This is a genomic window from Pseudomonas cichorii (genome assembly GCF_018343775.1).
Taxonomy (GTDB): Bacteria; Pseudomonadota; Gammaproteobacteria; order Pseudomonadales; family Pseudomonadaceae; genus Aquipseudomonas; species Aquipseudomonas cichorii.
Genome location: NZ_CP074349.1, coordinates 165,644 through 178,604 on the forward strand (window position 1 = coordinate 165,644; position 12,961 = coordinate 178,604).

Annotated in this window: 13 protein-coding genes; 9 read left to right on the forward strand and 4 right to left on the reverse strand. The window is 59.6% G+C overall.

The genetic code is table 11. From position 1 onward, the window contains the following. The first annotated feature begins 169 nt into the window (after positions 1-169). Positions 170-1,663: an aldehyde dehydrogenase gene (locus KGD89_RS00785; RefSeq protein WP_025257924.1), complete on the forward strand. Its 1,494-nt coding sequence runs from the start codon at positions 170-172 to the stop codon at positions 1,661-1,663. 103 nt (positions 1,664-1,766) lie between these two features. Beyond that, the gene (locus tag KGD89_RS00790; RefSeq protein ID WP_025257925.1) at positions 1,767-2,915 is read left to right on the forward strand and encodes an MFS transporter; all 1,149 of its coding nucleotides are present in this window, start codon (positions 1,767-1,769) and stop codon (positions 2,913-2,915) included. Here the strand turns inward: KGD89_RS00790 and KGD89_RS00795 are convergent. Beyond that, entirely contained in the window at positions 2,912-4,489 is a 1,578-nt protein-coding gene (locus tag KGD89_RS00795; protein ID WP_038399721.1) for a phospholipase D family protein, read from the reverse strand. The two genes, KGD89_RS00790 and KGD89_RS00795, sit on opposite strands and share 4 nt — an antisense overlap. Positions 4,490-4,556: 67 nt before the next feature. Further along, on the reverse strand, positions 4,557-5,978 hold the full coding sequence (locus KGD89_RS00800; RefSeq protein ID WP_025257927.1) for an aminotransferase-like domain-containing protein: 1,422 nt from the start codon (positions 5,976-5,978) through the stop codon (positions 4,557-4,559). Between the two features lie 174 nt (positions 5,979-6,152). On the opposite strand from KGD89_RS00800, the gene KGD89_RS00805 reads away from it, so the two are divergent. Next, positions 6,153-6,389, forward strand: coding sequence for a DUF1127 domain-containing protein (locus KGD89_RS00805; protein ID WP_025257928.1), 237 nt, complete (start codon positions 6,153-6,155; stop codon positions 6,387-6,389). Between the two features lies 1 nt (position 6,390). Here the strand turns inward: KGD89_RS00805 and KGD89_RS00810 are convergent, their stop codons facing one another. Then, positions 6,391-7,692 carry an NAD(P)/FAD-dependent oxidoreductase gene (locus tag KGD89_RS00810; protein WP_025257929.1) on the reverse strand — a complete coding sequence of 434 codons (1,302 nt, stop codon included), beginning with the start codon at positions 7,690-7,692 and terminating at the stop codon, positions 6,391-6,393. A gap of 107 nt (positions 7,693-7,799) precedes the next feature. Here KGD89_RS00810 and KGD89_RS00815 point away from each other — a divergent pair, with 107 nt between their 5' ends. After that, complete coding sequence (locus KGD89_RS00815) at positions 7,800-8,153, forward strand: YkgJ family cysteine cluster protein (RefSeq protein WP_025257930.1); 354 nt, start codon at positions 7,800-7,802, stop codon at positions 8,151-8,153. 28 nt (positions 8,154-8,181) lie between these two features. On the opposite strand, the gene KGD89_RS00820 is transcribed toward KGD89_RS00815, so the two are convergent. Next, the gene (locus KGD89_RS00820) at positions 8,182-8,670 is read right to left on the reverse strand and encodes an Lrp/AsnC ligand binding domain-containing protein (RefSeq protein ID WP_025257931.1); all 489 of its coding nucleotides are present in this window, start codon (positions 8,668-8,670) and stop codon (positions 8,182-8,184) included. Positions 8,671-8,826: 156 nt separating this feature from the next. On the opposite strand from KGD89_RS00820, the gene dadA reads away from it, so the two are divergent. From dadA to KGD89_RS00845, 5 genes are all read left to right on the forward strand, one after another. Next, positions 8,827-10,128: a D-amino acid dehydrogenase gene (gene dadA / locus KGD89_RS00825; RefSeq protein WP_025257932.1), complete on the forward strand. Its 1,302-nt coding sequence runs from the start codon at positions 8,827-8,829 to the stop codon at positions 10,126-10,128. After that, entirely contained in the window at positions 10,100-10,453 is a 354-nt protein-coding gene (locus KGD89_RS00830) for a RidA family protein (protein WP_025257933.1), read from the forward strand. Before dadA ends, KGD89_RS00830 begins: the two co-directional genes overlap by 29 nt. Before the next feature lie 121 nt (positions 10,454-10,574). Then, positions 10,575-11,648, forward strand: a complete 1,074-nt coding sequence (gene alr / locus KGD89_RS00835) for an alanine racemase (RefSeq protein WP_025257934.1) — start codon at positions 10,575-10,577, stop codon at positions 11,646-11,648. 106 nt (positions 11,649-11,754) lie between these two features. After that, positions 11,755-12,303, forward strand: a complete 549-nt coding sequence (locus KGD89_RS00840; RefSeq protein WP_025257935.1) for a cupin domain-containing protein — start codon at positions 11,755-11,757, stop codon at positions 12,301-12,303. A gap of 182 nt (positions 12,304-12,485) precedes the next feature. Beyond that, complete coding sequence (locus tag KGD89_RS00845; protein WP_025257936.1) at positions 12,486-12,908, forward strand: c-type cytochrome; 423 nt, start codon at positions 12,486-12,488, stop codon at positions 12,906-12,908. The last annotated feature ends 53 nt before the right edge of the window (positions 12,909-12,961 follow it).

Sequence of the window (12,961 nt, forward strand, 5' to 3'; positions counted from 1 at the left end):
TGAATAAAATCAACATATGCGGCCAAAAATGGCAATTTTTGTCAAATATATTGGAATTGAGAAACTGCTGGTTTAGGGTGGCGGATGCTTCAGGCTGAACTCGCAGGCTCGGGATCGAGTCCTTGATGTTCCATAGCCGCGCAACGACCATCAAAAGGAGGACATGCGTATGACGACCCTGACTCATGCTGACTGGGAAAAACGTGCCCAGGATTTGAAGATAGAAGGCCGCGCCTTCATCCATGGCGAATACACCGCCGCCGCTTCAGACGCCACTTTTGATTGCCTGAGCCCGGTCGATGGCCGCTTGCTGGCCAAAGTCGCCAGTTGCGATGCCGCCGACGCCCAGCGCGCCGTAGACAGTGCGCGCAGCGTATTCAACTCAGGCGCATGGTCGCGTCTGGCGCCAACCAAGCGCAAGGCCACGATGATCCGCTTTGCGGGCCTGCTGAAAAAACACGTTGAAGAACTCGCTCTGCTTGAAACTCTGGACATGGGCAAGCCGATCAGCGACTCCTTCAATATCGACATTCCCGGTGCCGCCCAGGCGCTGAGCTGGAGTGGCGAGGCCATCGACAAGTTGTACGACGAAGTTGCCGCCACGCCTCACGACCAATTGGGCCTGGTAACCCGCGAGCCTGTGGGCGTCGTAGCCGCCATTGTGCCGTGGAACTTCCCGCTGCTGATGGCCTGCTGGAAGCTGGGGCCTGCGCTGTCCACCGGCAACTCAGTGATCCTCAAGCCTTCGGAAAAGTCGCCGCTGACCGCCATCCGCATCGCGCAACTGGCGATTGAAGCCGGCATTCCGGCGGGTGTGCTCAACGTGCTGCCAGGCCATGGTCATACCGTGGGCAAGGCTCTGGCCCTGCATATGGATGTGGATACCGTGGTGTTCACCGGTTCGACCAAGATCGCCAGGCAATTGATGGTCTATGCGGGCGAGTCGAACATGAAGCGTGTCTGGCTTGAGGCAGGCGGCAAGAGCCCTAACATCGTCTTTGCCGACGCACCGGATCTGCAGGCCGCAGCCGAAGCGGCAGCCAGTGCCATTGCCTTCAACCAGGGCGAGGTCTGCACGGCCGGTTCGCGACTGTTGGTCGAGCGTTCCATCAAGGATCGCTTCCTGCCGCTGGTGATCGAAGCCCTCAAGGCCTGGAAGCCAGGCAATCCGCTGGACCCGGCGACGACTGTCGGTGCCTTGGTCGATATCCAGCAGATGAAAACGGTGCTGTCGTATATCGAGGCCGGTCACGCCGATGGCGCCAAGCTGGTTGCGGGCGGCAAGCGCATCCTGGAAGAAACGGGCGGCACTTATGTCGAGCCAACCATTTTCGATGGCGTGAACAACGCCATGAGAATTGCCCAGGAAGAAATCTTCGGGCCGGTACTGTCTGTCCTGACCTTTGACAGCGCTGAAGAAGCGATCCAGATCGCCAACGACACGCAATATGGCCTGGCTGCAGCGGTATGGACCTCGAATCTGTCCAAGGCGCACCTGACAGCCAAGGCATTGCGGGCCGGTAGCGTGTGGGTCAACCAGTATGACGGCGGCGACATGACCGCTCCGTTCGGTGGTTTCAAGCAATCGGGCAATGGCCGCGACAAGTCGCTGCATGCGTTCGATAAATACACCGAACTGAAATCGACCTGGATCAAGCTGTAAACACGGTTTTGTAAGGCTTCAGTGCGTGGGAGCGAATTCATTCGCTCCCAGATCCAGGTTTGCCGGTTGTATTGAACACTTCTTGACCCGTCGGAGCAGGGAAATGCGTTGGGGTACTTATTTCGCTGTGCTGGCCTCGGTCCTGAGTGTCGGCCTGGCGGTGGGCGTCAGCATGCCGCTGGTGTCATTGCGGCTGGAAAGCTGGGGCTATGGCACGTTTGCCATCGGGGTCATGGCGGCGATGCCTGCCATCGGGGTGCTGCTGGGCGCGGGGCTTGCGAGCCGACTGGCCTCACACTTTGGCACGGCGAACCTGATGCGTCTGTGTCTGTGGGCCGGTGCGTTCTCGGTCGGTCTGCTGGCGCTGTTGCCCTATTACGGGGTCTGGCTGGTCTTGCGCCTGATGCTGGGCGTGATCCTGACCATCGTCTTCATTCTGGGTGAGAGCTGGATCAACCAGTTGGTGATCGAGCGTTTGCGTGGGCGTCTGGTCGCGCTGTATGGCAGTTGTTATGCCTTGAGCCAACTGGCCGGGCCGCTGTTGCTGGGCGTGATCGGCACCCAGGCCGATTATGGTTTCTGGATCGGCGTGGCATTGCTGGTCAGTTCGCCCTTGCTGTTGCTGGGGCGCAGCGGGGCACCGAATACCGAAGCCTGCTCGGTGACGTTCCGGGATTTGCTCGGCTTCTGCCGTGGGATGCCTGCCATCGCCTGGGCGGTTTCACTGTTTGCCGCATTCGAGGCGCTGATCCTGACGCTCTTGCCGGTCTACAGTCTGCGTCAGGGCTTCACGCCGGAAATCGCCTTGATGATGGTCAGCACCGTGGTCGTCGGTGATGCACTGCTGCAATTGCCCATCGGCCTGCTGGCTGACCGTGTCTCGCGTCGAACCCTGTTCTCGGGGTGTGCCGTTGCTCTGCTGGCTTCCAGTCTGATGATCCCGTTGCTGATCGATACGGTTATGATCTGGCCGCTGTGGGTACTGTTTGGCGCCAGTGCGGGAGGTCTGTTCACCTTGTCGCTGATTCTGATCGGCGAACGCTATCGCGATGATGCACTGGTGCGCGCCAATGCCCATGTGGCCCAGCTCTGGGGGATCGGCTGCCTGGTCGGGCCGCTGGTGGCGGGTGCTGGCAGCCAGTGGGTCAGTGGCCATGCCTTGCCGTTGATGATGGCGGCCGGGGCATTGGGGCTGGTGATTCTGTCGTTGCGAAACAATGCCTTTGGCGGCACGCAAAAGGTTGTCGCTTAAAGCATCTTTTCCAGGCCAATGGCCTTGCTGACCCAGGCGTTCATGCGGCGCCACCAGCCGCCTGGTTCCTTGTGCAGGGTGTGCATCTGGCCATTGTCTTCGGTGACCCACACCACCTGGCCATTCTCCAGTTTCACTTCATAACTCAGGTTCGGGGCCATGCCTTGGAGGGTCAGTTCGCGCAGTTCCTCGGCCAGTTGCGGGCTGTCCACCAGCACGCCGACTTCGGTGTTCCACAGCACTGAGCGCGGGTCGAAATTGAACGAGCCGACAAAGATTTTCTGTCGGTCGAAAATCATCGCCTTGCTGTGCAGGCTTGAGTCGGAGCTGGTGAGGAACGAGCTTTTCTTGAACAGATGCGGACCGCTGCCGGTGCTTCCCGTATCGCCGGGCTGGCGGCGCAGTTCAAAGAGTTTCACGTCGTGCTCCAGCAGCGCCTTGCGATAAGGCGCATAGCCGCCATGTACCGCAGGCACGTCGGTGGCCTCGAGTGAGTTGGTCAGCAGGCTCACGGACACACCGGCGTCTGCACGGTTGGTGAGGTACAGCAAGCCTGCCTCGCCCGGCACGAAGTACGCCGAAATCAGCATCAGTTCCTGATGCGCCTTCAGCAGTTCGGGAGCCAGTTGCGTCGTGAGCAGCAGATGCGGATCGGGTTCCCCTCGCGCCAGGACCTTGGTCGGCGCGTCCCACAAGGCCTGGTTATGGGCCCAGGTCAGTTCGTTGAGCCAGGTGTTCAGGCTGGGCCGGGTCTTGTAGCTCATCAGGCGCTCATACAGGGCCTTGTGCTGCTGATGGGCCTCTTCCAGGGATTTGGCCAGCCGTTTGCGAGCCTTCGCCAGGTCTTTGGTGGTGGGCAGGATGTACATGAACTCATCGATGGGTTTGCTGAGCGTGCTGTTCCAGTACTGATCGAAACTGTGCCCCAGTTGCTCGGCCACCGGCCCGACGCTGAGCATGTCGATATCGGTGAAATTCATATTGGGTTCGGCATCGAAATACTCATCGCCCAGATTGCGCCCGCCGACGATGGCCACGCTGCTGTCGGCCAGCCACAGCTTGTTGTGCATACGGCGATGCTGCTGCGAGAGGTTCATCAGGCGCCCGACACTGCGGGTTACGCCGGTTTCACGACCCAGGTTCTGCGGATTGAACAGGCGGATCTGGATGTTAGGGTGAGCGGCGAGGGTGGCGATGGGCTGATCGAGGCCATCGCTGGTGGTGTCATCCAGCAGGATCCGCACACGAACCCCGCGATCTGCGGCCTTGAGCAGCTCATCGATCAGGGCGCGGGTGCTCAGGCCGTCATGCACGATGTAGTACTGCAGATCCAGGCTGCTTTTGGCACTGCGGATCAGCTCGGCACGGGCCATGAACGCATCGGTGCTTTCGGGCAGCAGGCGAAATCCCGAGCGCCCTTCATGGGGCATTGCCAGGGCCTGGATCGAGCGCCCGAACTCGGACGTTGAAGGCGCCAGGGCCTGACTCGGCTCGTTGGGAACGCTGAGGTGAGTGCAGCCACTGACGCTCAGCGCAACCAGCAGGCAAAGGGGCAAGGCCCATGATGTCTTCAAATTTTTTGTCCGTCAGGCAGGTTTCGCATGCGATATGACCCTGAAATGACGGAAAGATTTTCAGGTTTCAGTCGGTTTGTGCACTCATTTTCTCAATCATCATGCCGATCTTGCGCACCGCGTTCTCGATTTCCGGTGTCGACTTGGGGGCGAAGTTCATGCGCAGGCAGTTTCGGTATTTCCCGGAGGCCGAGAAAATACTGCCTACAGCGATCTGCACATCGTATTCCAGCAAGGCGCGATTCAGACGCAATGTGTCGAAGTCTTCCGCCAGTTCCACCCACAACATGAACCCGCCCTGAGGTCGGCTGACCCGTGTGCCTTCAGGGAAATAACGCATGACCCAATCGATCATCTGGTCGCGGCTGCGCTGGTATTGCGTACGCATGCGCCGCAGATGCGGCTCGAAGTGGCCGCTCTGGAGGAATTCGGCAATCGCCAGTTGCGGCTGGGGTGCCGTGGAGCCGGTGCCGATGTATTTCATGTGCAGCACACGTTCCAGATAACGCCCCGGCGCGACCCAGCCGACACGCAGCCCTGGGGCAAGGCTCTTGGAGAACGAACTGCACAGCAGGACGCGACCGTCTTCATCGAAGGACTTGATGGTGCGCGGGCGAGGGTAGTTGAAAGCCAGGTCGCCATACACGTCGTCTTCGATGATTGCCACGTCGAAACGCTGGGCCAGTGTCAGCAAGGCCCGTTTGCGTGATTCGGGCATCACGTAGCCCAGTGGGTTATTGCAGCTGGGCGTCAGCTGTATGGCCTTGATGGGCCACTGCTCCAGCGCCAGTTCCAGGGCTTCGAGGCTGATGCCGGTGATCGGGTCGGTGGGGATTTCCAGCGCCTTCATGCCCAGCCCCTTGAGGGTCTGCATGGCGCCGAAGAAGCTGGGCGAGTCCACGGCCACGATATCGCCCGGTGAGCAGAGGGCGCGAATGCTCGCCGACAGGGCTTCGTGGCAGCCGGTGGTGATGATCAGGTCGTTGGCGGTGAGGTTACAGCCTGAGTCCAGAAGCAGTCGCGCAATCTGTTCGCGAAGTGTATGGACACCGTGGATATTGTCGTAATACAGACCGGGCATGCTCTGTTTGCGGCTCAACTGGCTGAGCGAGCGCATCAGTGGCTTGAGCGTCGGGCTGCTGATATCCGGCATGCCGCGGCCTAGCTGGGTGATCGCATGGGCAGGCGAGACGCGAATCAGGTCCAGCACCTGTTCCCACTGGGAGATATCCACCGGCCGTTGAACCGGGCGCCCCACCGCCGGGAGTGCCGGCGCCTTTCTGCTGGCAGGCACGAAATAGCCGGACTTGGGTTTTGGAGCTGCCAGCCCGCTGTCCTCAAGCACCCGATACGCCTGTTGCACGGTACTCAGGCTGACGCCGTGTTCAAGGCTCAGGGCCCGTACCGACGGCAAGCGGTCGCCCGGGCGATAGAAGCCGTTTTCAATGCGCGAGCCAAGCAGTTCGGCGAGGTTGACGTAGAGCGTCATGGCGTACTCTGGAATGTTATGGGCCGGGGAAGCGATACAGATTCGGCAAAAATATAGCATTCAGTGCTGATTCTGGCTTGTCTGTATTGAAATAAATAATTGTTTTTGAATCTGTAATGGTTTTTCGGGACGCGCCATCATGGCATCACACCAAAACATGATGGAGGGTTGAAAATGAACGGGCTCAGCGATGTGCGTCTAGCGCTTCACAGCCATGAACTGCAGGAGAAGAGTCTGGCGGCCAACGCCAGTGCGAACTCACAGCCCTGCATGAGCCGCTGGGCGCTGTACCGTCATCGCTGGACCACCCGTCATGCGCTGCTGAAGCTGACCGAGGATCAGCTTCGCGACATCGGGCTCGATGCCGGGCAGGCCATGGCCGAAGCCATGAAACCCTTCTGGAGAATGTGAGTCAGCGCAGTTCCTTGAGCCGATGCCAGAGCATTCCCAGCGCCAGCAATGGCGAGCGCAGGTACTTGCCGCCGGGGAAAGTCATGTGCGGCACCTTGGCAAACAACTCGAAGCCATCGCTGTGCTGACCGGCGATGGCTTCGGCCAGTAACCTGCCTGCCAGGTGAGTGGCATTGAGGCCATGGCCCGCATAGGCCTGGGCATAGAACACGTTCGGCTTGTCTTTGAGCTGGCCTATCTGCGGCAGGCGGTTGGCGCCGATGCCGATCATCCCGCCCCATTGATAATCGATTTTCACCCCGGCCAGTTGCGGGAAGACCTCAAGCATCTTGGGCCGCATGTAGGCGGCGATGTCCTGTGGGTCGCGCCCCGAGTAGTGACACGCGCCACCGAACAGCAGGCGCCGGTCGGCTGAAAGCCGGTAGTAATCCACAGTCACTCGCTGGTCACAGATCGCCATGTCCCGTGGGATCAGCTCGGCTGCCTGTACCGCGCTCAAGGGCTCGGTCGCAATGATGTAGCTGCCCGCGGGCAGGATCTTGCCGTCCAGTTCCGGGTTCAGGTCATTCATGTAGGCGTTGCAGCACAGCACCAGAGTCTTGGCCTGTACCGAGCCCGAAGCTGTATGGACCTTGACCTGCGAGCCGTAGTCGATGCGGGTCACGCCCGAATGCTCGAACAGCCTAACCCCCAGCGCCTGAGCAGCGGCGGCTTCGCCCAGCGCCAGATTCAAGGGATGCAGATGCCCGGAACCCATGTCGATCATGCCGCCGACATAGCGATCCGAGCCCACTACGCTGTGCATCTGTTCCGGTTGGATCAGTTGCAGGCTGTGGCGATAACCCAGGCTGCGCAATGCTTCGAGTTCTTCAGCGAAGCCAGCAAAGTCTCGGGGCTTGTTGGCTACATCGCAGTAACCCCATTTCAGGTCGCAGTCGATGCCATGGCGTTCGACCCGCTGGCGGACGATCTCCACGGCCTCGATCCCCATCAGCTTGAGCTGGCGCACGCCGTCATGGCCGATGACCGAGGTGAACTGCTCAAGGTCATGGCCGACGCCACGGATCAATTGCCCGCCATTGCGACCGCTGGCGCCCCAGCCGATTTTGCGGGCTTCCAGCAAGGCCACGCTCACACCACGCTCGGCCAGTTCAATGGCCGTGTTCAGCCCCGAAAACCCGCCGCCGACCACGCACACATCCGCCGTCAGTGCACCTTGCAGCGCAGGGTAATCCGCTTGCGGATGGCTGCTGGCGGCATAGTAAGAGGCGGCGTGCGGGTTGTTTTGAACGCGGGCGTTCATGGAATGATCCTGTTGGCGGCGTTGAATATCAGCAGGGAGGATAAGCCGCTGTCATGCACCTGCCAACTGAGGCAAAATTCCATCACTGTGTTCGGGTGGTCGATTCAATGAGCTGCAACCGTGAAAAAATCCGCGATCTGCGGCGCCAGATTCCTTCTTTCGAGTGCGTGCCTGGCTGCCACGATTGCTGTGGTCCGGTGACCACTTCACCCGAAGAAATGTCGCGCCTTCCCCGCAAGACTGCCGCCGAGCAGGAGGCTGCGCTGAACGAGCTGAACTGTGTCCACCTGGGCCCCAATGGCTGCACGGTGTATGACGAGCGCCCGCTGATCTGCCGCCTGTTCGGCACCACCCCGACCCTGCCATGCCCGAACGGGCGGCGGCCTGCCGAGCTGATTCATCCTCGGATCGAGAAACAGATCCATGAGTACATGGCTTCGACAAGGCAGGTGCTGGTTTGAGCGCGGAGCGAATTCACTCCCGCTGGGCTTAATCCGCAATCGGCAGGTTCAGGCTCTCTTTCACTTCTTCCATCACGATATAGCTTTTGGACTCCCGCACATGAGGCAGTTTGAGCAGGATGTCGCCCAGCAGCTTGCGGTATGAGGCCATTTCCGAGATGCGGGCCTTGACCAGGTAATCGAAGTCGCCTGATACCAGATGGCATTCCAGCACATGGGGCAGCTTCAGAATGGCCCGGCGAAATTCATCGAAGGTATCCCCCGATTTGTAGTCCAGGCTGATTTCCACGAATACCAGCAGGCTGGCCTTGAGGTATTGCGGGTTGAGACGGGCGTTGTAGCCCATGATGATGCCTTCGCGCTCCAGCCTGCGAACCCGTTCGGTGCAGGGTGTGGTCGACAGCCCGACCCGCTCGCCAAGCTCCGTGAACGAGATTCTTCCGTCTGCCTGAAGGATGCGCAGGATATTGCGGTCGATCTTGTCCAGCTCGCGTTTTGACTGGTGTTGAGTGCGCACAGGCAGTTTCCCCTCTACGAAAGCGTTCTTTGCCGAGAATTAGCGCTGAATATACGCATATATACAGTGAGATACACTGCTCGATGCTCAATATACTGCACACAATCCTGCTTTAAACTTCAAATGTCAGCGGATATCCGCGATGAGGCTGTCGACATGCGTGTTCTGGTACTTGGTGGTGGCGTAATTGGTACAACCAGTGCCTATTATCTGGCTCGGGCAGGTTTCCAGGTCACAGTGGTCGATCGTCAGCCGGCCGTTGCCATGGAAACCAGTTTTGCCAACGCCGGCCAGGTATCGCCAGGCTACGCATCGCCATGGGCTGCACCCGGTGTGCCGCTCAAGGCGATCAAGTGGCTGCTGCAACGTCATGCGCCGCTGGCCATCAAGGTCACAGCGGATATCGATCAATACCTGTGGATGGCGCAGATGCTGCGCAACTGCACGGCCAGCCGTTATGCGGTGAACAAGGAACGCATGGTGCGGTTGTCCGAATACAGCCGCGACTGCCTTGACGAACTGCGCCTTGAAACCGGTATCGCCTACGAAGGCCGCAGCCTGGGCACTACCCAGTTGTTCCGCACCCAGGAGCAACTGGACAACGCCGCCAAGGACATCGCCGTGCTCGAACAGTCCGGCGTGCCTTACGAACTGCTGGACCGCGAAGGCATTGCCCGGGTCGAACCGGCACTGGCTGGTGTCACCAACATTCTGAGCGGTGCGCTACGCTTGCCTAACGACCAGACCGGCGACTGCCAACTGTTCACTACCCGTCTGGCGGAAATGGCCGTCAAACTGGGCGTCGAATTCCGTTACGGCCAGTCCATCGAGCGCCTCGACCATACAGGCGACCGCATCAATGGCGTCTGGATCGATGGCAAGCTCGAAACCGCAGACCGCTATGTGCTGGCGCTGGGCAGCTACTCGCCGCAATTGCTCAAGCCGCTGGGCATCCGGGCGCCGGTCTACCCGCTCAAGGGCTATTCCTTGACCGTGCCGATTACCAACCCGGACATGGCTCCGACCTCGACCATCCTCGATGAAACCTACAAGGTCGCCATCACTCGTTTCGACAACCGCATCCGTGTCGGTGGCATGGCTGAAATTGCAGGTTTCGATCTCTCGCTCAATCCTCGGCGTCGCGAAACGCTGGAGATGATCGTCAACGACCTCTATCCTCAGGGCGGCGATCTGACCCAGGCCGGTTTCTGGACCGGTCTGCGTCCGACCACGCCCGATGGCACACCTATCGTGGGTGCAACGCCATTGCGCAATCTGTTCCTCAATACCGGCCACGGAACACTGGGCTGGACCATGGCTTGCGGCTCCGGGCGTTTGCTGGCCGACCTCATGGCGAGTGAAAAACCCCAGATCAGCGCTGCAGGTCTCGATATTTCTCGCTATGGCAGTACCAAGGAGAGTGCAAAACATGTCCATTCAGCGCCAGCTCACCAATGAGCGCATGAGTCAGATCGTCGTCCACAATGGCACCGTTTATCTGGCGGGGCAGGTGGGTGACGACATGGCGGGCGGTATCGAAAAGCAGACCCGTGAGACGCTCGACAATATCGAGCGCCTGCTGGATCTGGCGGGCACCACCAAGAGTCGCATCCTGTCCGTAACGATTTACCTGAAGGACATCGATGCCCACTTTGCCGGCATGAACAGTGTCTGGGACAAATGGCTCCCCAAAGGTGTCGCGCCGGCGCGGGCGACAGTCGAAGCCAAACTGTGCGAGCCGCAAATCCTGGTCGAGCTTTCCGTGGTTGCTGCGTTGCCATAATCGCAGGAAACTCATTCGCGAAGTTCGACCACATACTGCAGGGATGTGTTGGGTTTGGCTTTCGCGAATGAATTCGCTCCTACATGAATTTTAAATTTTCCAATATCAGAACTCTCTTCCCATGCGTCCAGCTCGCGCCCTGATTGATCTTCAAGCCCTGCGTCACAACTACCGACTGGCCCGCGAAGCGACCGGCGCCAAAGCCCTCGCCGTCATCAAGGCCGATGCCTATGGCCATGGCGCGGTGCGTGTCGCCCAGGCACTGGAGGCCGAAGCCAACGGTTTTGCCGTGGCCTGCATCGAAGAGGCACTGGAACTGCGCGAAGCGGGCATTCGTGGGCCGATCCTGTTGCTGGAAGGCTTTTTCGAGGCCGACGAACTGGCGCTGATCGTCCAGCATGACCTGTGGTTCGTCGTGCATTCCCAGTGGCAGCTGGAAGCCATCGAAAAGGCCAGTATCGGCAAGCCGCTGACGGTGTGGCTCAAGCTCGACACCGGCATGCATCGGGTCGGTCTGCATCCGTCCGAATTTCAGGCGGGCTATCAACGCCTGCTGGCGACGGGCAAAGTGGCGAAGATCGTTCTGATGAGCCACTTCGCCCGTGCCGACGAACTGGGGTGTTCCCGTAGCGACGAGCAGATGGCCGTGTTTGAAGCCGCACGTCAGGGACTGGTCGCGGAAGTCAGCCTGCGCAACTCGCCAGCCGTTCTGGGCTGGCCGCACATCCCCAGCGACTGGGTGCGCCCCGGCATCATGCTGTACGGCGCTACGCCCTTCGATCAGTCCCAGGCGCTGGCCGATAGGCTGCAGCCGGTCATGACTCTGGAGTCGAAGATCATCGGTGTACGCGAACTGCCCGCTGGCGAGCCTGTGGGTTATGGCGCCATCTTCGTTACCGAGCGCCCGACCCGGGTCGGTGTGGTCGCCATGGGGTATGCCGATGGTTATCCGCGCCATGCGACTACTGGCACGCCAGTCTGGATCGATGGCAAGCCGAGCCGTTTGCTGGGGCGTGTTTCCATGGACATGCTTTGCGTTGACCTGACCGATCTGCCTCAGGCGGGGCTCGGGAGTCATGTCGAGCTGTGGGGCAAGAACGTGTTGGCCAGTGATGTGGCGGCGCATGCTGGCACCATTCCTTACCAGATCTTCTGCAATCTGCGGCGCGTCCCGAGGGTCTACTCACCAGAGTGAGCCCGCTGGCCGGGTTAAAAGTCTGAGGTGTTGTAAATACTGAACGCTGTTGCCATCATGGCGTTCATCTCGACTTTAACCTTACCGAACCAGGGGGAATGCCGCATTGGACGTCGGTGAACGACTGCAATCCATTCGCAAGCTCAAGGGCCTGTCCCAGCGTGAACTCGCCAAGCGGGCAGGTGTGACCAACAGCACCATTTCCATGATCGAGAAAAACAGCGTCAGCCCCTCGATCAGTTCCCTGCGCAAGGTGCTCGGCGGGATTCCCATGTCCATGGTCGAGTTCTTTTCCGAAGAGCTTGAACCGGAAAATCCGACTCAGGTGGTCTACAAGGCCAGCGAGTTGATCGATATCTCGGACGGTGCCGTTACCATGAAGCTGGTGGGCAAGTCGCATCCTGGCCGGGCCATCGCCTTTCTCAACGAAATCTATCCACCAGGCGCCGATACCGGTGAAGAGATGCTGGTGCATGAAGGCGAGGAAACCGGAATTCTGGTCGAAGGACGACTGGAGCTGGTCGTCGGTCTGGACACCTACATCCTCGAAGCGGGCGACAGCTACTATTTCGAGAGCACCAAACCGCATCGATTCCGTAATCCGTTCGATGTGCCGGCGCGACTAATCAGCGCAGCCACCCCGGCCAATTTTTGACCAGAAGTAGCGCAATCGCCTCATGTACAAGGGCTGGCTGGCCAGACACGCCATAAACGGGCTTCAAGGCTAATAACCTTTCTGTCTGTAGGGGTGTTTCGGCTCCAAAGGCTAGTCGCTATAATTCGCCCGCCTGCCAGACCGTGGTCGCGGGCGTGATTAGTCACCATGAGGGTGTAAGCGTGAACCTGATAAACAAGAGACTGGCAGTGGCTGCCATGTTGGCTTTTTGGGCATTCAACGCTCAGGCAGCGACGAATGATGAAATCGCCAAACGACTTGAGCCGGTCGGGCAGGTCTGTGTTCAAGGCAAGGAATGCGCAGGTATTGCAGTCACCGCTTCAGCCGGTGGTGGCAGCGCAAAATCCCCCGACGATGTCATCGCCAAGCACTGCACCGCCTGCCACAGCGTCGGGCTGCTGAATGCACCCAAGATCGGCGATACCCCCGCCTGGGAAGAGCGAGCCAAGAAAGAAGGCGGCCTTGATGGCCTGTTGGCCAAAGCCATCACCGGCCTCAACGCCATGCCACCCAAAGGCACCTGTGGCGACTGCACCGATGAAGACCTTAAAGGTGCGATTCAGAAGATGTCTGGGCTTAAGTAAGTCCTGAACGACTGGACCTGTAAGCGAATTCATTCGCGAAGATGGCTGCACAT

What these genes read in the sequence shown, in the direction of transcription:
- alr (WP_025257934.1), top strand. Translation starts at nt 10,575, where the DNA reads ATGCGTCCAGCTCGCGCCCTGATTGATCTTCAAGCCCTGCGTCACAAC.
- KGD89_RS00830 (WP_025257933.1), top strand. Translation starts at nt 10,100, where the DNA reads ATGTCCATTCAGCGCCAGCTCACCAATGAGCGCATGAGTCAGATCGTC.
- dadA (WP_025257932.1), top strand. Translation starts at nt 8,827, where the DNA reads ATGCGTGTTCTGGTACTTGGTGGTGGCGTAATTGGTACAACCAGTGCC.
- KGD89_RS00785 (WP_025257924.1), top strand. Translation starts at nt 170, where the DNA reads ATGACGACCCTGACTCATGCTGACTGGGAAAAACGTGCCCAGGATTTG.
- KGD89_RS00810 (WP_025257929.1), bottom strand. Translation starts at nt 7,692, where the DNA reads ATGAACGCCCGCGTTCAAAACAACCCGCACGCCGCCTCTTACTATGCC.
- KGD89_RS00790 (WP_025257925.1), top strand. Translation starts at nt 1,767, where the DNA reads ATGCGTTGGGGTACTTATTTCGCTGTGCTGGCCTCGGTCCTGAGTGTC.
- KGD89_RS00800 (WP_025257927.1), bottom strand. Translation starts at nt 5,978, where the DNA reads ATGACGCTCTACGTCAACCTCGCCGAACTGCTTGGCTCGCGCATTGAA.
- KGD89_RS00805 (WP_025257928.1), top strand. Translation starts at nt 6,153, where the DNA reads ATGAACGGGCTCAGCGATGTGCGTCTAGCGCTTCACAGCCATGAACTG.
- KGD89_RS00815 (WP_025257930.1), top strand. Translation starts at nt 7,800, where the DNA reads ATGAGCTGCAACCGTGAAAAAATCCGCGATCTGCGGCGCCAGATTCCT.